Source organism: Caballeronia temeraria, assembly GCF_001544795.2.
Classification (GTDB): Bacteria; Pseudomonadota; Gammaproteobacteria; order Burkholderiales; family Burkholderiaceae; genus Caballeronia; species Caballeronia temeraria.
This window is the reverse complement of sequence record NZ_FCOI02000003.1, coordinates 71,095-86,397: the sequence shown is the minus strand read 5'-3', so window position 1 is coordinate 86,397 and position 15,303 is coordinate 71,095. Positions and strand designations below refer to the sequence as shown.

Here is a 15,303-nt window from a genome sequence, read left to right as displayed (position 1 = left end):
GGCCTTCTTCGTGCCGCTATGCCGCGCATCAACGCACGGCAGGCGAAAGACTCCTGAACTCGACGCGCCTGATAATGCGGCTTTCCTGCGCGACGATGAGATGCGCCGAAGCCTGCAGATAAGCGGGCCATTCTGGATCGTTGTCGCGTGCGGTGCGCCGCTGGTCGTAGTCCGCGATGCTTTCGTAGCCCCACAGATGCACGACCTGATTCAACGCGCCGATATCGCTCATATAAAAGCCGACGGGCGCGCCAAGATACTTGAGTTGAATGGGCATTGCGAGACGATCGAATACGTCGATGAATTCCGCCATGCCGCGCGGCTTGATCGTGTAGATGCGATGATCGATGAAAGGCTTGCTCATGCTGCGCTCCTCAGTTCCTTGGACTGCGCTTGTGTATCGATGCGGCCGGCGAGATGCAATCCCGTGAGATAACCGAAGGTCATGATTGGACCGAGCGTGACGCCCGCGCCGGGATAATTGCCGTCCATGATGCTCGCGCGGTCGTTGCCGACGGCATAGAGGCCGGGAATGGGCTCGTTGTCCTTGAGAACCTGTCCGTGCGGATTCGTTGCGATGCCGTCGAAGGTGCCCAGATCGCCCATCACGACTTTGAGCGCGTAATATGGACCATCGCCGATGGGCGCGACGCAGGGATTCGGCTTGTGCGCAGGATCGCCGAGATAGCGGTTGAACGAAGTGGTGCCACGCCCGAAAGCCGTGTCCTTGCCTTGAAGCGCGTCGCGGTTGTATTCGCGCACGGTCTCCTCAAGTGCGGTCGCATTGATGCCTGTGCGCCTTGCAAGTTCTTCGAGCGTGCGGCCTTTGACCAGATAGCCGCTCTTCAGATGAGCGCTGAGCGGCATCGGCGCAGGCTTCGCAAAACCAAGGCCATATTTGCGAATCGTCGCGTGATCGCAAATGAGCCACATCGATGTTTCTTTTTCATCGCGACATGCCTCGATCATCGCCGCGCCGACATCGTGATAAGAATTCGATTCGTTGGTGAAGCGCACGCCGGCGCGGGTCACGCCGATCACGCCGGGCTTGTAACGATCGAGCAGATGCGGGAACACGCCGTATTTGCCGCCTTTCAACGGCACACGAGAGACCGGCATCCACGCGGCAGGCTGCGGATAGCGGATATCGACTCGTCCGCCGACGCGCTCTGCCATGCGCGCGCCATCACCGGTATTGCCCGATGGAACCGGCGATACATGCTCGCCGCCGCGCCGCACATGCGGATACGCCTTTGCGATACGCGCGACATCGTGCGAGAAACCGCCGCACGCGAGCACGACACCGCGCCGCGCGGTGATGCGCGTCTCACGTCCATCCGCGATCACGATTGCACCGGATACTCGGCCCTTTACCGTAATGAGTTCCTCTGCGCCTGTGCGGGTATGAATCGGAATGCCGAGATCGAGCGCCGATTTGGCGAGACGCGCGGCGAGGGCGTTGCCGCTCGTGATCTGCACGCCGCGCTTGTATAAAGCGAGTTCCTGAGATGACTCGCGAGGCGCTTCGCGACATACCACGCGGATTCGAACGATTTCGTCGCGTTGAAAAAATGCTTGAGGTCGGCGCTCGATGAATTGAACATCATGCCGATGAAGGTGATCGTCTTCAAAGGCGGACGCAGGCGCACGATATCTCTGCCGAGCGCGCGCGCATCGAATGGCTTCGCGACGACAGAACGTCCCACGTCGACGCCGCCTGGCGCATCGGGATGATAGTCAGGATAGAGCGTTGGCAGGAAAGCGACCGAGGTCTCGCGCTCGAAGAAATCGATCATGCGCGGGCCGTTGTCCAGAAACGCATCGACGGCCGCTTCGTCATACATTGCGCCAGTCTCGCCTCGCATATACCGAACGGCAGCCTCGCGCGTATCCTGAACACCCGCTTCCTTTGCATGCCGATTTCCAGGTATCCACAAGACGCCACCCGAAAACGCGGTCGTGCCGCCGAAGTATTCCTCTTTCTCGACGACGATCACGTCGAGCCCTTGCTTCTTCGCTGTAATGGCCGTCGAAAGGCCGCCGGCGCCCGAACCGATCACGAGCACGTCGCAAGCGAGATCGGACGACCGCGTTACGGTAGTCATGGTGCAGTCCTTTGATTGAACCGGGTTGCGTTGCGCACCGGTGAGAGGAAACGCCTTGTTTCAGGCGTTACGCGGTGCTTCGAAGCCGGGACGCGGAACGAGGTCCATCAACATGCATTCGAGGCCGCCATCGACCGAAAGCTCTGCACCGTTCACATAGGCTGCTCGTGGGCTTGCAAGAAATGCCACGGCCTCGGCGATATCACGAGGCTCGCCGATACGCCGGCTCGCAGTCATCGCACTGCGGCGCGCTTCCACATCGCCTTGTTCATAGAACGCCTTCGAAAGCGGCGTGCGAATCATGCCGGGACATACGGTATTGCTTCGCACGCCCCGCGCGCCCCATTCGGCGGCGATCTGACGCGACAACATTGCGATGCCCGCTTTGCTCGGGCTATATGCGCCGCTCCACGTCTGCGGATGATGCGCTGCCACCGATGCGATATGCACAATGCTTCCGGTCCCGCGCGCAAGCATGCCGCGCCCGAATGCCTGTGCGCATAGCATGTAGCCAGTGAGATTGACGGAGAGCATCGCGTTCCATGCATCGATGCCGATATCTTCGATGCCGCCCGCTCGCAACAGGCCCGCATTGTTGACGAGTACATCGACATGACGGTATGTGCGCGCGACCTGATCGCGTGCGCGGTTCACGCTCGCCACATCGCTGATATCGCAGGTTATGGCGATGGCATCGACACCGCGAGCGCGCAATGCTTGCGCGGCAGCATTACAACCCGCCTCATCGCGATCGAGCAACGCGAGGCGCGCGCCCGCATCCGCCAATGCCGAAGCTATGGCGCGGCCAATTCCGCCCGCCGCGCCCGTCACCGCGCACACGCTCGATTCGAGTCTGAGCCAATGCTGCGCGGTATGATCCCGCGCGACCTGATTAGTCATCCTTGTCTCCTGATTCCGTTCGATGAAGGCGCCGTTATTCGTGCCCGTGAAAAAAGTATATTCACGGCCCTGCAGGAAAAATTGGACAAAGGCAGCAGACGACAGGACAATTTGTGCATCAGGAGATGCACGACATGAGGAAAATCCCTAACTACAACTTGTACGGAGAATCGGCGCGTCCGCCGTGGTATGACGCGTTCAACTTCGAATGGATCGTCGAGCGCAGCGCGCCGAACGACTGGCATATCGATGCGCATCGTCACGACGCGCTTTTGCAGTTTCTGTACATTCGCGGCGGCGGCGGGCAAGTGCTGATCGAGAACAGCATGATCGATATCGAGCCGCCGTGCGTCATCATGTTGCCCGCGCAAACGGTGCATGGATTCAACTTCGCGCCGGACATCGATGGTCTCGTCATCACTGTCGCGCAGAGATCGATCGAGTCGCTGGCATCGATCGCGGCGCCGCGTCTCGTTTCGATGTTGCAGCGCGCCGGGGTTTCGCGGATGAGTGCGCAGGCCGTCAAGGAAAGCGCGTTCGTGCCGATCCTCGAATTGCTGGAGAAAGAATTCCGCGCGACGAATCGCGGGCACATGGCGGCGGGCATGTCGCTATTGATCGCACTTCTCATTCACGCAGTCCGGTTGTGCGAGAGCGCGTCCGCACCGCATGTCGCATCGACGGAAAGGCGCGCGCAGCAGATCAAGCGCTTCCGGGAACTGGTTGCCGCGTATTTTCGCGAGCACCGCCCGGTGGAGTTCTATGCGCAAAAGCTCGGTATGACCGTCACGCAGCTCGGGCGAGTTTGTCGCGAGGAGATATCGAGTTCGCCGCTCGCAATGATCAATGAGCATCTGCTGCGCGAAGCACAGCGCGACCTCGTCTATTCGAACATGTCGGTCAAGCAGATCGCGCATGGATTGGGCTTTTCCGATATCGCGTATTTCAGCCGCTACTTTCGCAAGCAGACCGGCGTTACGCCTACGCAATTCCAGGCAGAAGCGCACAAGGCGCTCGCGATTCAGTAGTCTTTTTTCGTCGTGGCCTGAGGGTTGCCACCATCGTGCAAGCGTGCGATGCTTCGCCGTGCTGTGAATCAATCAGAACAACAACGGCACGAGCGAGACCAGTCCGGTTCATTCACCCTTCGAAGGAGTGAGCATGATCGCACTGTCATCGCGTCGAGCGGCGCACGAGGCGTCGCGGCGCTTCCAGTTCAAGGCACGAGGAATGCTGAGCGCTGCCTGGCTCGTCATGAGCGCGGCGGCCAATGTCGCCTTTGCCGACGCGCAAACCGGCTACACGCTTCTGCCTCCGCCGAGCGAGTTATACGGCGATCTTTTCGTCGCCGTGCAGACGCAGAACATTTACCCGGACCAAAAGACTTTCGTCGATGCCGTGCCCAAGATCGATCCCGCGCAGATTGTGCAGGCCTATCATCAGCAGATGTCGGTGCCGGGCTTTTCGCTCGCGGCCTTCGTCGCGCAATACTTCACGCCGCCGACGGATCAGGTCGTCACGCCGCCGCCGAACCAGTCGCTGCGTGAGCATATCGACTGGCTTTGGCCCGAGCTCACGCGTCTGACGACCACCGCGAACGTGCCCGCCAATAGTTCGCTGATTCCGATGCCCAAGCAATACGTCGTGCCGGGCGGGCGCTTTCGCGAAGGCTACTACTGGGATACCTATTTCACGATGCTCGGTCTTCAGGAAGCAGGCCGGGAGGATCTCGTCGACGACATGCTCGATAACTTCGCGTATCTGATCGATACGATCGGGCATATTCCGAACGGTAATCGCACTTATTACGTGAGCCGATCGCAACCGCCGTTCTTTTCTTACATGGTCGCGCTCGCTGCGCATAAGGAAGGCGGGCGGGTTTATCAGAAGTATTTGCCGCAATTGCGCCGCGAATATAGCTACTGGATGCAGGGCGCGGATACGCTTCAGCCGGGCGGCGCAGTGCGCAACGTCGTCATGCTGCAGGACAAGACCGTGCTTAATCGCTATTGGGATGAACGGGACACCCCTCGCGATGAGTCCTATTCGGAAGACGTAGCCACAGCGAAACTGGTTGCGGATCGTCCGGCGAACGAAGTCTATCGTGACCTGCGTGCGGCGGCCGAGAGCGGCTGGGATTTCAGTTCGCGCTGGTTCGGCGATAACATGACGCTCGCGACGATCCGCACGACATCCATCATTCCCGTCGATCTGAATAGCCTGATGTTCCACCTCGAAACGACGATTGCGATCGGTTGCGGCGAGACGCGCGATTTTGGTTGTGTCGGCGAGTTTGTCGGGCGCGCGGCCAAGCGTGCGATCGCCATCAACAAATATCTCTGGAACAAGAACGGATACTACGGCGATTACGACTGGAAGCTCGGGCAGCCGCGCAATAATCCATCGGCGGCGATGCTTTATCCGCTCTTCGCAAATGCGGCGTGGCCGGAGCGCGCGCACAAGACCGCGGAAACCGTCGAATCGATTCTGCTGAAACCCGGCGGACTCACGACGACCACGTACAACACGACCCAACAATGGGATGCGCCGAATGGGTGGGCTCCATTGCACTGGATCGCAGTGCAGGGATTGAAGCGTTATGGCCGCAGCGATCTCGCGCAGCAGATCGGGACGCGTTTTCTCGCCGACGTGAATAACGTCTACAACACGCAGCAGAAACTCGTGGAGAAGTACATCGTGGAAGGTAACGGAACGGGCGGCGGAGGCGGCGGCGAATATCCGTTACAGGATGGCTTCGGATGGACCAATGGCGTTACGTTGAAGCTGCTCGATCTCTATTCGCCAGGGCAATAAAGATACAACCAGCATCGCCAGGATTATTCACGCGGCGATGCTGGTAAATCGATGCGTCAGCTTTCCTTCGCCTGCTTCTGCCGTCGATATTCGGGCACGGTCAAGCCGCCTACGCCCCAGTTGTCCAGATCCACTTCCTGAATGACGACGAATGTGGTGTCGACAGGCTTGTTCAACACGTCGAGCAATAGCTGGCTCGCGCCCTTGATGAGTTGCCTTTTTTCCTCGGCTGTCACGGCGTTCGTGCCGGGCGTGTTGCCTTCGCGTGTCACCTGTATCGTAACGATCGGCATGACGATCTCCTTGAGTGAGAATCAATGTCCCGCGCTTTGACCGCCGTCGACGTGCAGGATCTCGCCCGTCACGAACGGCGCGGAATCAAGATACAGCACGGCATTCGCGATGTCGCTCATTTCGCCCATCTGTCCCATCGGATGCAATGCGCCGAGTGCCTCGTGCGTTTCGGGCGCGTGCATCGGCGACTTGATGATGCCGGGCGACACCGCATTCGCGCGAATGCCGGACTTCGCATATTCGATTGCAAGCGACTTCGTCGCGGCATTCAGACCGCCCTTCGTCAAGGATGCGAGCACCGAAGGCACGCCGCTTACCGCATGATCGACGAGCGTCGTCGTAATGTTGACGATATGCCCGCTCTTGTTCTTCTCCATCTGCTCGATAACCAGTTGCGTCACATGGAAGAAGCCATTCACATTCACGTTCAGGACCGCGGCATAGTCTTCCTGCGTATAGTGCGTGAACGGCTTGGCGATGAAGATGCCGGCATTGTTGACGAGCGTATCGATGCGGCCGAATCTTGCGATCGCCGCCTCGACGACGCGTTGCGCGGTGGCGCGATCGCCGATATCGCCCGCGACGGCGACGACATTCGGATCGTCTGGCTGTTGAATCGACCGGGCGGTCGCCACGACTCGATAACCTTGCGCGAGGAATGTCTTGACGATTTCAGCGCCGATACCTTGTGATGCACCGGTTACGATAGCGACTTTGTTCGCGTTGCTCATGATGAACCTCGAAAGAAATTGATTTGGGTCTGTTGCGGATCCGATCGACGGCTCCGATGGATCGTAATCTAGGCTTTTCGAAGTTCGTTGCGTACACCTGCGATGGACAATCAGTCTTGCGCGCGAGGAACAAATGGGCTTTCGGTGAATCGATCAGACGAATGACTCGTTGGGAGAAACAGCGTGACGTTGAACAACGTAAAGGCTTTCGTATTCGATGTATTCGGCACAGTGGTGGATTGGCGTGGTGGCGTGGCGCGCGAAGCCGCACCGTTTTTAAAACGCCACGGCGCGAACGACGCCCAGCCCGAAGCATTCGCCGATGCATGGCGCAGCCGATACGTACCCGCGATGCGCAAGGTGATAAGCGGCGAGCGGCCGTTCGTACGGCTCGATGTGCTGCACCGCGAAAATCTCGTAGACCTGTTGCCGGAATTCGGCATCGATCCGAAAGCTGTCCCCGCTGAGTCGTTGGACGAGTTGAATCTCGCGTGGCATCGGCTCGATCCGTGGCCAGATTCAGTAACGGGTCTGCAGCAGCTCAAGGCGCGCCATATCATTGCGCCGCTTTCGAACGGCAACATCCGGCTGATGGTGGATATGGCGAAGCGCGCCGGTCTGCCCTGGGATGCGATTCTCGGCGCGGAGATCGCGCAGATCTATAAGCCTGATCCGCGAGCGTATTTGCGCACGGCGGAAGTGTTGATGCTGAAGCCGGAGGAAGTATGTCTCGTCGCCGCGCACAACGACGATCTCGCGGCAGCCGGAAAGTGCGGCTTGCGTACGGCGTTCATCGCGCGTCCGTATGAGCGCGGTCCCGGTCAGACCGTCGATCTGAAAGCCGAGAGCGATTGGGATGTCGTCGCGAACGACATGAACGAACTGGCCGATGCCGTGGGCGCCTGAGCGCCGAGAACATCGGCCGATGAAGCGGAATTAAGCGACGCCTTCGACGATGCGGAAATCGCGCACGACCGCATCGCCCAGCACTTCCAGCGCATGCTGATAGGTCGCGCTGTTATAAGCGGCGACGGCTGCATCGAGCGAATCGTATTCGATGACGACGGTGCGCTCGAGCACACCTTCGCCTTGCGCTTTCGACGCGACGCCGCGCACGAGCGGACGGCCTCCGCCTTCGGCAATGGCTTGCGTTGCGATCTTTGCGTATTCAGCAAGCTGCTCGGGCTTCAAGACCTTCGTGTACGCGCTGACCCAATATCCTTTTGCCATCTGTATCTCCAGTGTTTGACGGGCGCTTTGCGCCATGAGTTGAACGCATTGCGTATTTGCGTTCATTCCGGCGGCCAGCATAGCAAATTCTCGATTCAGCGCGTTTCAGTGAAAGGTGCTTTCCTGTGCTAGGGGTTAACCCGCGAACGCCAGCGTCATAGACTGCTCTCACTGCTTCGAACGGAAGGATCTTCGAAGCCAGGCACCTCATCACACTGGAGTTTCATCATGAAGTCGATCATCCGCGCAGCACTCGTCGCCACCGCTCTCGTCATTCCCGTTGCTTCGTTCGCGCAAAGCCAGATCACGCGCGCCCAGGTGCGTGCGGAGCTCGCGGCATTGCAGAGCGTCGGTTATCACGTGGGCGACGGCGATCAGGCGCATTATCCCGAAGCGATCCAGGCAGCCGAAGCCAAACTCGCCGCACGCAAAGGCGCGACGGCTTATGGCGGCGCGGCGAATGGCGCATCACAATCGGGCGGCGCGCGCGTATCGCAATCCGACTGGAATGCAATGTACTCGCGCTAAAACGCAGCATTCAATCTGCGGCGTATTTGCGGTCGAGTTCGTCGAAGAGCGGCTTGTTCACGAGCCGTTGACGTTCCGCGAAAGGCGCAACGACAGCGGGATCTTCATCGAGCCGTCCTTGCGATTTCAATGCGCCGAGCGCCGTCTGCATGCCGCGCACGGCGCTTTGCAATGCGGCATTCGCATAGAGCACGAGACTGAAACCGAGACGCTCGAGATCGGCGCGATCGGTCACCGGCGTCTTGCCGCCGATCACGATGTTGATCAATTGCGGCGCATCGAGCAGCTTCGGCAGCGATGCGATTTGCTCCGGCGTTTCGATAGCTTCGACGAAGAGAATGTCCGCGCCTGCTTCGACGAATGCGCGGGCCCGCTCGATCGCCGCGTCGAAGCCTTCGACCGCGCAAGCATCGGTGCGCGCGATGATCTGAAAGTTATCGTCTTCGCGCGCATCGACTGCCGCGCGTATCTTCCCCACCATTTCATTCGTCGAGACCACGGCTTTGCCCGCGAAATGGCCGCATTTCTTCGGCATTACCTGATCTTCGAGTTGAATCGCATCGGCGCCCGCACGCTCGAGCGTGCGTACCGTGTGACGCACGTTGAGTGCATTGCCGAAGCCCGTGTCCGCATCGACGATCAGCGGCAGATCCACTGCATCGCGAATGCGCGACGTATGCTCCGCGATTTCCGCCAGCCCGACGAAGCCGAGGTCCGGCATGCCGAGCGACATGTTGGTCACGCCCGCGCCGGTGATATAGATCGCCTCGAAACCGAGATCGGCGGCGACACGCGCGCTCATCGCGTTGAACGCACCCGGCAGCAGCAGGGCACTGCGCGCGTTGACCCGTTCGCGGAAAGCCGCGCGGCGGCGGGAAGAGGGAGTGGTCATGGCTTCGGTTCCGGAAAGAGAGTTCATGTTCGGCGCTCAGGTGCGCGCCCGCGTCTGCAATGCTAACGCGCGATGCGCTTCAGCGCTCGCGCAAAGATCATTGGAAGCGGAACAAGACGCGCGCCGAATCGCGCAACACGATGGTACGCAGCGATGCGTCCGGAATCCAGTCGTCGAGCGCATCGCGTGAAGTGCCGTAGTCGATCAGGCTTTGATGCTGTGTATGCGGCCAGTCGCTGCCCCACACGAGCCGAGCCGCGCCGAACGAATCGAGCAGGGCGGACGTGAGCGTCATGCCGAGCGATGTGCCGTTTTCTCCGTGCACGCTGCGATAAGCGGCCGATAACTTGACCCACACACGCCCGGTTCTTGCCGTCGTCAGAAGATAGCGAAAGCCTGGATCGTCCGCGCCGAATTCAGGATCGGGGCGGCCGAAGTGATCGATTACGATCGTGCAGCCCTGTTCGAGCAGCGGTGTGATGAGCATCGGCAGATCGACAGCATCGCGATGAATCTCGACATGCCAACCTAGTGCATTGATGCGCTCGAACAACGCGCGCCAAGGCGCTTCTCGCAGATCGGGCAACGCGACGCCGATAAGATTGAGCCGCATGCCAACGACACCGAGCGTCGCGAGCCGATGCAATTCGGCGTCGTCAATCGACGGATCGATGACGGCCACGCCGCGAAATCGTCGCGGATATCGCTTGAGCACGTCTAGAAAAAACGAATTGTCCGTGCCGAGAAAGCTGGGCTGCACAAGCACGGCGTGCGATACGCCATTGATGCGCAAGTGCTCGGCGTAGGCATCGAGCGTTGCGTCGTAATCGGGTGCATGCCGGCGATGGGGCGCGAGCGGCAGGCCGCGCACGAACACATGCGCGTGACTGTCGATTGTTTCGATTGAAGCGGGCGTCGATTCGAGCCAATGCTCGTCGACGAGCGTGGAGTGAAGTGAATGCGTCATGGATGTATCAGACATGCTTAGGCGAGCGCTCAGTCGTCGCGGCTTGACCGGGTACAGCGGCAATGCGTCGCCCCTTCGTTTCAGGCAAAAGCAACGCAGCCACGACGACGAGTCCATACGCGATGCCCGCATCGATGCCGAGCGCCTGTCCGATCGGCATGGAATTGCCCATGTGCCCGACGAGCACGGGGAACACGGCGGACACCACGCGCCCGAAGTTGTAGCAGAAGCCGACACCCGTGCCGCGCACGCCTTGCGGATAGAGTTCATTGAAAAGCGCGCCGAGCGTCGCAGGAATGCCCGCGGAAAACAGTCCGAGCGGAAAGCTCAGAATCAGCATTCCGATATCGCCGATGGGCAGGAAGACATAGACATTCACCGTGATCGCGCAGCAGATCGCAAACAGAATCACATTCTTCCGGCGGCCGATCTTGTCCTGCAGCCAGGCACTGACAAAGCATCCGATAATGAACGCGGCGATCACGACCGAAAGATAACCGCCTGTGCCGAGCACCGATAAATGGCGCTCGGTTTTGAGGTAAGTCGGCAGCCATGTGGTGATGGCGTGATATCCGCCATGCGCGCCAAGTCCGATCAATCCGCCGACGATCGTCGTGCGCAGCACCGAAGGATGAAAGATGCCAGCGAGAATCGCGAAAGCACCTTGACGCTGGGCGTGATCCTGTTCAGCAACTTTCGATTCGCGTGGCGGCTCTTCGATATGTCTGCGCATATAAATGACGAGCAGCGCCGGGATCAGGCCGATGGCGAACAGGACACGCCAGGCCCAATCGGGGGAAACCCACGAGAACACAATCGTATAAAGCAATACCGCGCCCGCCCAGCCGAAGCCCCATGCACTTTGCACGATGCCCATAGCCTTACCGCGATGTTTTGCGCGTATGGTCTCGCTCAGCAATACCGCGCCCGCCGTCCATTCGCCGCCGAAGCCTAGCCCTTGCAGCGACTTCAGCACGAGCAATTGCTCGAAATTTTGCGCGAATGCGCTGAGGAACGTGAAGAGCGAAAACCAGAGAACCGTCACCTGCAAGGCTTTCACACGTCCGATGCGATCGGAAAGCACGCCCGCAAAGAGCCCGCCCAATGCGCCCGCGACGAGCGTCGCCCCGCCGATCAAGCCCGCTTGTCCTTTGCCGATGCCCCATGTCGCGATAAGTGTCGGAATGACGAGACTGAATACCTGTGTGTCGACGCCATCGAGTGCCCAGCCGGCAAAACATCCGCATAGCGTGCGTTTTTCCGCCGTGGAAATCTCACGGTACCAATTCATCTTGTGTCTCCTGTTGGCGGTAGCCGGTTCTTGTTCAATATGCCACTGCATTCTAGAAACGAATGCCGGTCTCGCATACTATGGATACGTTCATCTTTCATAGCATTTTGATATGCTCGAGACATGGAGACGCGCAACCTCAAATACTTTCTCGCAGTCGTGGATGCAGGCAGCGTCACGCGCGCGGCCGAAGTACTCGATATCGCGCAACCCGCCTTGAGTCAGGCGCTTTCACGCATGGAACGCGACCTCGGCGTGAAGCTCTTCGAGCGCACACGCCGCGGCGCGCAATTGACGCCAGCGGGCGACGCCATCGTCGAGGACATTCGATTGAGCGTCGCGCGCATCGATGCCGCATCGCATCGTGCACGCGAAATCGGTGCGCAACGCGGTGGGCGTTTGACGATCGGCTTTGCATCGGCGGCGCTTTTCAGCCTTTTGCCTCGCGCAATTGCTGCGCTGCGCGAAGAAGTGCCTAACGTCGAACTCATGCTCAGGGAAATGAGCAATGCGGAGCAGGCGAGTGCGCTGGAGAAAGGCACGATCGATATCGGTTTGCTGCATACGCCTGTCGCCGTGGGTGGACGCATGCGCGAGAAGCTGATTGTCAGAGAGCGCCTGCTGGCCGTGCTGCCGTTGTCTTTTTCTATCGGCGCTGACGGTAAAGTCGGTTTGAAAGAGCTATCCGATGCCGGCCTCGTCTGGTTTCCGAGCGATCAATTGCCGGTCGTCCGCGCGGGCATTCTGAGTGCTTTTCGTAAGGCGGGGTGCGAGGCGAATGTCGTGCAGGACGCGAATCGGTCGCTGACGGTACTGGCTTGCGTCGCGGCGGGATGTGGTGCATCGCTGCTGCCGCAATCCGTGACGGCACTGCAATTCGCCGGCGTGCGCTTCTGCGACGTGCGCGACGGCGATAACCTGCCGCCCTTTGAACTCAGCGCAATCTGGCCGATGCGCTCGCGCCCGACGCTCGCGGATCGCTTCGCGGCTTTGCTCGACGCATGAGTCGTTTGCAAGGAGACGTATATGAACGAGTCGTTGAAGGATCTGCCTTTGCCGGAGGGCATTCGCGCGCGCATGATCGACAACGGCAATGGCCTGTCGATGCATGTGCTCGAAGCCGGATTCGATGCGCCCGAGCGGCCTTGCATCGTGCTGTTGCACGGATTTCCAGAGCTTGCCTATAGCTGGCGCAAAGTCATGAAGCCGCTCGCCGATGCGGGCCTCTATGTCGTGGCACCGGATCAGCGAGGTTATGGGCGCACCGTTGGCGGCGCTGCATCCTTCGATATCGATCTCGACGAATTCACCTTTCCGAACCTCGTGCGCGATGTGCTGGGTCTTGTATCGGCGCTGGGTTATCGCAGGGTCGCATCGGTGGTCGGTCACGACTTCGGCTCGCCAGTCGCCGCCTGGTGCGCATTGATTCGCCCAGACATATTCGCATCGGTCGTGATGATGAGCGCGCCTTTCGCGGGGCCGCCCGCATTCGCCTTCAATACTGCAAAGAACGATGCAAAGCTCGCACGCGTGGAAACGGCTTCATCGGTTATGGCTGAAGCGATAGCGGGACTTGCATCGCTCGATCCGCCGCGCAAGCACTATCAATGGTATTACTCGGGCGCGCAGGCCAACGATGACATGTGGCACGCACCGCAAGGGCTCGCAGCGTTTCTGCGTGCGTACTACCACGTCAAGAGCGCAGACTGGCCGGGAAATCATCCCCATCCGCTGGCATCCGTCACAGCCGATCAACTGGCGATACTGCCCACTTACTATGTGATGAACGCGGACGCGACGATGCCGCAGACCGTCGCGGAGCATAGGCCGGACGTCGATCAGTTCGCGGCCTGCGCGTGGCTGTCCGATAGCGATTTAAACATCTATGCCGGCGAATACGCGCGCACGGGATTTCAAGGCGGATTGAACTGGTATCGCTGCGGCACCGATCCGCGTTTTGCTGCTGCGTTACGGACGTGGTCCGGACGCACGATCGACGTGCCGTCATGCTTCATCGCGGGCGCAAGCGACTGGGGCTATTACCAGCGGCCGGGCGATTTCGAAGCGATGCGCGTGCTCGCCTGTACCGATTTCCGCGCAACGCATCTGATCGAAGGGGCCGGTCACTGGGTGCAACAGGAGCAGCCCGGCACGGTGGTCAGCCGGATACTGCGCTTCCTGAGGCAAGGCGCGCCCGCGCTCTAGCGCTGAAATGTATCGAGACGTGTATGAAGTTTCCTGATGTAAGAGTTACCGCTCATTGAGCCGTTCGGCGGAACTTCACTGAAAGCGCATTTGTCCACGGGCCTCGCGGCCTTATTTGTAGGTCGGCATGAACCGCGAGGAGAATATCGATGGATAAAGGACGTGTTGCCGCGCTCGACGCAGGCCGGGCGCTCGCGATCGTCGGGGTCGTTGCAGTACACCTGTCGTTTCAGTTTCCCAATCTGCCGGGCGCCGTGTCGCTCATTGCGCGCATGGGTCAATACGGCGTGCAGCTCTTCTTCGTGATCAGCGCAATCACGATCTTCATGACGCTCGAAATGGATCACGCGCGCTGCGCCGATGCGCGTCATGTCACGCTGCGCTTCTATATCAAACGTTTCTTTCGCATCGCGCCGTTGTATTACGCGGCGATCGCGGTCTATGGCCTCATCAGTTATGGTGCGACTCGATCGGGCATCGACCGCGCATGGATTCTCGGCGCACACGGCCCGATGGACGTTCTGCTCAACATGGTGTTTCTGCACGCGCTTTCGCCGACCGCGATCAATAACGTCGTGCCGGGAGGATGGTCTATTGGCGTGGAAATGCTCTTCTACATGATCGCGCCGCTTCTGTTTGTCCTGGCGATGAATCGCGTGCGCCTGCTGCTGGCTACGGTATTGCTGCTCGGCGTGTCGTATGCCGTGATGTCGATGAGCGATTGCAACGGCACGCTCGATTGCAATGTCGCCAACAACACGTTCAGCTATTTCTGGCCGCCCGTGCAAGGCCCGTGTTTCATCGTCGGCATGTGGGCGTGGTATGCGTTTCGCTCGCATTTGCTCGGCGCTTCCGATGTGACGAAGCGCGTATCGTGGATGTATTTTTCGCTTGCGCTGGGGTTCGGGCTCGCGACCGCTGCGCTAGGCGTATGGCTCGACAAGGCGCACGCGCTCGCCCCCGTGTTCGCTGCATGCAGTGCCGTAGCGTTTCTCTTGTTCGTGTGTTCGCTTCAAGCCCGCAGGGATCGCGACAACAAGCATGCAGTGCCGCGCAGCACGCTCGTTCGGCGCGCGGCCGCCGCGCTCGGCCGCGAAAGTTATGGCATTTATCTCTGGCACTTCATCTGCGTCTACGTGACGTTTCATTTCTTCGATCGCACCTTCGGACAGAAGAATGGAGAGACGTCGCTCGCGCTATTCGGCGCAACGCTGATCGCGGTGCTGGTCGTGTCTTATGCCCTGTCGCGCGTGTCGGACCGGCTGATTCAAGGGCGTGCGACGCGCTTGTCGAGACGCCTGCTCGCATTGGTCGATCGACGTTTTCATCTGACGCGCGATGCTTGA

16 protein-coding genes and 1 pseudogene are annotated in these 15,303 nt (G+C 59.8%); 7 read left to right on the top strand and 10 right to left on the bottom strand.

What is annotated here, in order from left to right:
* Positions 1–28: 28 nt before the first annotated feature.
* From AWB76_RS05335 to AWB76_RS05325, 4 genes and pseudogenes are all read right to left on the bottom strand, one after another.
* Entirely contained in the window at positions 29–364 is a 336-nt protein-coding gene (locus AWB76_RS05335; RefSeq protein WP_061122847.1) for an NIPSNAP family protein, read from the bottom strand.
* On the bottom strand, positions 361–1,545 hold the full coding sequence (locus AWB76_RS05330; RefSeq protein WP_279616387.1) for an FAD-binding protein: 1,185 nt from the start codon (positions 1,543–1,545) through the stop codon (positions 361–363). The genes AWB76_RS05335 and AWB76_RS05330 overlap by 4 nt, the downstream gene beginning before the upstream one ends.
* 257 nt (positions 1,546–1,802) lie before the next feature.
* Positions 1,803–2,105 (bottom strand): annotated as a pseudogene (locus tag AWB76_RS42640) (FAD-dependent oxidoreductase); the annotation flags it as partial.
* Positions 2,106–2,165: 60 nt separating this feature from the next.
* Positions 2,166–3,005, bottom strand: a complete 840-nt coding sequence (locus AWB76_RS05325) for an SDR family NAD(P)-dependent oxidoreductase (RefSeq protein WP_061159092.1) — start codon at positions 3,003–3,005, stop codon at positions 2,166–2,168.
* A 134-nt stretch (positions 3,006–3,139) separates the two neighbouring features.
* Here AWB76_RS05325 and AWB76_RS05320 point away from each other — a divergent pair, with 134 nt between their 5' ends.
* Together AWB76_RS05320 and treA are read left to right on the top strand one after the other, a co-directional pair.
* Positions 3,140–4,033, top strand: a complete 894-nt coding sequence (locus AWB76_RS05320) for a helix-turn-helix domain-containing protein (protein WP_061159408.1) — start codon at positions 3,140–3,142, stop codon at positions 4,031–4,033.
* A 133-nt stretch (positions 4,034–4,166) separates the two neighbouring features.
* On the top strand, positions 4,167–5,819 hold the full coding sequence (gene treA, locus AWB76_RS05315) for an alpha,alpha-trehalase TreA (protein WP_096031256.1): 1,653 nt from the start codon (positions 4,167–4,169) through the stop codon (positions 5,817–5,819).
* 56 nt (positions 5,820–5,875) lie between these two features.
* Here the strand turns inward: treA and AWB76_RS05310 are convergent, their stop codons facing one another.
* Entirely contained in the window at positions 5,876–6,112 is a 237-nt protein-coding gene (locus AWB76_RS05310) for a tautomerase family protein (RefSeq protein WP_061159090.1), read from the bottom strand.
* Positions 6,113–6,133: 21 nt separating this feature from the next.
* Positions 6,134–6,844 (bottom strand): SDR family NAD(P)-dependent oxidoreductase, encoded by a 711-nt coding sequence (locus AWB76_RS05305; RefSeq protein ID WP_061159089.1) that lies wholly within the window; start codon positions 6,842–6,844, stop codon positions 6,134–6,136.
* A 183-nt stretch (positions 6,845–7,027) separates the two neighbouring features.
* Here AWB76_RS05305 and AWB76_RS05300 point away from each other — a divergent pair, with 183 nt between their 5' ends.
* Positions 7,028–7,750 carry a haloacid dehalogenase type II gene (locus AWB76_RS05300; RefSeq protein WP_061159088.1) on the top strand — a complete coding sequence of 241 codons (723 nt, stop codon included), beginning with the start codon at positions 7,028–7,030 and terminating at the stop codon, positions 7,748–7,750.
* 30 nt (positions 7,751–7,780) lie between these two features.
* Here the strand turns inward: AWB76_RS05300 and AWB76_RS05295 are convergent, their stop codons facing one another.
* Entirely contained in the window at positions 7,781–8,074 is a 294-nt protein-coding gene (locus AWB76_RS05295) for a DUF1330 domain-containing protein (protein ID WP_061159407.1), read from the bottom strand.
* A gap of 228 nt (positions 8,075–8,302) precedes the next feature.
* Here AWB76_RS05295 and AWB76_RS05290 point away from each other — a divergent pair, with 228 nt between their 5' ends.
* Positions 8,303–8,602, top strand: coding sequence for a DUF4148 domain-containing protein (locus AWB76_RS05290; protein ID WP_061159087.1), 300 nt, complete (start codon positions 8,303–8,305; stop codon positions 8,600–8,602).
* A gap of 10 nt (positions 8,603–8,612) precedes the next feature.
* Here AWB76_RS05290 and AWB76_RS05285 read toward each other — a convergent pair whose 3' ends face one another.
* The 3 genes from AWB76_RS05285 to AWB76_RS05275 all read right to left on the bottom strand — a co-directional run bounded on the left by AWB76_RS05285 (position 8,613) and on the right by AWB76_RS05275 (position 11,752).
* Positions 8,613–9,494 carry an isocitrate lyase/PEP mutase family protein gene (locus tag AWB76_RS05285; RefSeq protein WP_061159086.1) on the bottom strand — a complete coding sequence of 294 codons (882 nt, stop codon included), beginning with the start codon at positions 9,492–9,494 and terminating at the stop codon, positions 8,613–8,615.
* Between the two features lie 97 nt (positions 9,495–9,591).
* Positions 9,592–10,476 (bottom strand): amidohydrolase family protein, encoded by an 885-nt coding sequence (locus tag AWB76_RS05280; protein ID WP_061159085.1) that lies wholly within the window; start codon positions 10,474–10,476, stop codon positions 9,592–9,594.
* Positions 10,469–11,752, bottom strand: coding sequence for an MFS transporter (locus AWB76_RS05275; RefSeq protein ID WP_061159084.1), 1,284 nt, complete (start codon positions 11,750–11,752; stop codon positions 10,469–10,471). Before AWB76_RS05275 ends, AWB76_RS05280 begins: the two co-directional genes overlap by 8 nt.
* 123 nt (positions 11,753–11,875) lie before the next feature.
* Here AWB76_RS05275 and AWB76_RS05270 point away from each other — a divergent pair, with 123 nt between their 5' ends.
* From AWB76_RS05270 to AWB76_RS05260, 3 genes are all read left to right on the top strand, one after another.
* Positions 11,876–12,757, top strand: a complete 882-nt coding sequence (locus AWB76_RS05270; RefSeq protein WP_061159083.1) for a LysR family transcriptional regulator — start codon at positions 11,876–11,878, stop codon at positions 12,755–12,757.
* 21 nt (positions 12,758–12,778) lie between these two features.
* Positions 12,779–13,957 carry an alpha/beta fold hydrolase gene (locus tag AWB76_RS05265; RefSeq protein WP_061159082.1) on the top strand — a complete coding sequence of 393 codons (1,179 nt, stop codon included), beginning with the start codon at positions 12,779–12,781 and terminating at the stop codon, positions 13,955–13,957.
* Positions 13,958–14,106: 149 nt separating this feature from the next.
* Entirely contained in the window at positions 14,107–15,303 is a 1,197-nt protein-coding gene (locus tag AWB76_RS05260) for an acyltransferase family protein (protein WP_061159081.1), read from the top strand.

What these genes read in the sequence shown, in the direction of transcription:
- AWB76_RS05335 (WP_061122847.1), bottom strand. Translation starts at nt 364, where the DNA reads ATGAGCAAGCCTTTCATCGATCATCGCATCTACACGATCAAGCCGCGC.
- AWB76_RS05325 (WP_061159092.1), bottom strand. Translation starts at nt 3,005, where the DNA reads ATGACTAATCAGGTCGCGCGGGATCATACCGCGCAGCATTGGCTCAGA.
- AWB76_RS05320 (WP_061159408.1), top strand. Translation starts at nt 3,140, where the DNA reads ATGAGGAAAATCCCTAACTACAACTTGTACGGAGAATCGGCGCGTCCG.
- treA (WP_096031256.1), top strand. Translation starts at nt 4,167, where the DNA reads ATGATCGCACTGTCATCGCGTCGAGCGGCGCACGAGGCGTCGCGGCGC.
- AWB76_RS05310 (WP_061159090.1), bottom strand. Translation starts at nt 6,112, where the DNA reads ATGCCGATCGTTACGATACAGGTGACACGCGAAGGCAACACGCCCGGC.
- AWB76_RS05305 (WP_061159089.1), bottom strand. Translation starts at nt 6,844, where the DNA reads ATGAGCAACGCGAACAAAGTCGCTATCGTAACCGGTGCATCACAAGGT.
- AWB76_RS05295 (WP_061159407.1), bottom strand. Translation starts at nt 8,074, where the DNA reads ATGGCAAAAGGATATTGGGTCAGCGCGTACACGAAGGTCTTGAAGCCC.
- AWB76_RS05290 (WP_061159087.1), top strand. Translation starts at nt 8,303, where the DNA reads ATGAAGTCGATCATCCGCGCAGCACTCGTCGCCACCGCTCTCGTCATT.
- AWB76_RS05285 (WP_061159086.1), bottom strand. Translation starts at nt 9,494, where the DNA reads ATGACCACTCCCTCTTCCCGCCGCCGCGCGGCTTTCCGCGAACGGGTC.
- AWB76_RS05280 (WP_061159085.1), bottom strand. Translation starts at nt 10,476, where the DNA reads ATGTCTGATACATCCATGACGCATTCACTTCACTCCACGCTCGTCGAC.
- AWB76_RS05275 (WP_061159084.1), bottom strand. Translation starts at nt 11,752, where the DNA reads ATGAATTGGTACCGTGAGATTTCCACGGCGGAAAAACGCACGCTATGC.
- AWB76_RS05270 (WP_061159083.1), top strand. Translation starts at nt 11,876, where the DNA reads ATGGAGACGCGCAACCTCAAATACTTTCTCGCAGTCGTGGATGCAGGC.
- AWB76_RS05265 (WP_061159082.1), top strand. Translation starts at nt 12,779, where the DNA reads ATGAACGAGTCGTTGAAGGATCTGCCTTTGCCGGAGGGCATTCGCGCG.
- AWB76_RS05260 (WP_061159081.1), top strand. Translation starts at nt 14,107, where the DNA reads ATGGATAAAGGACGTGTTGCCGCGCTCGACGCAGGCCGGGCGCTCGCG.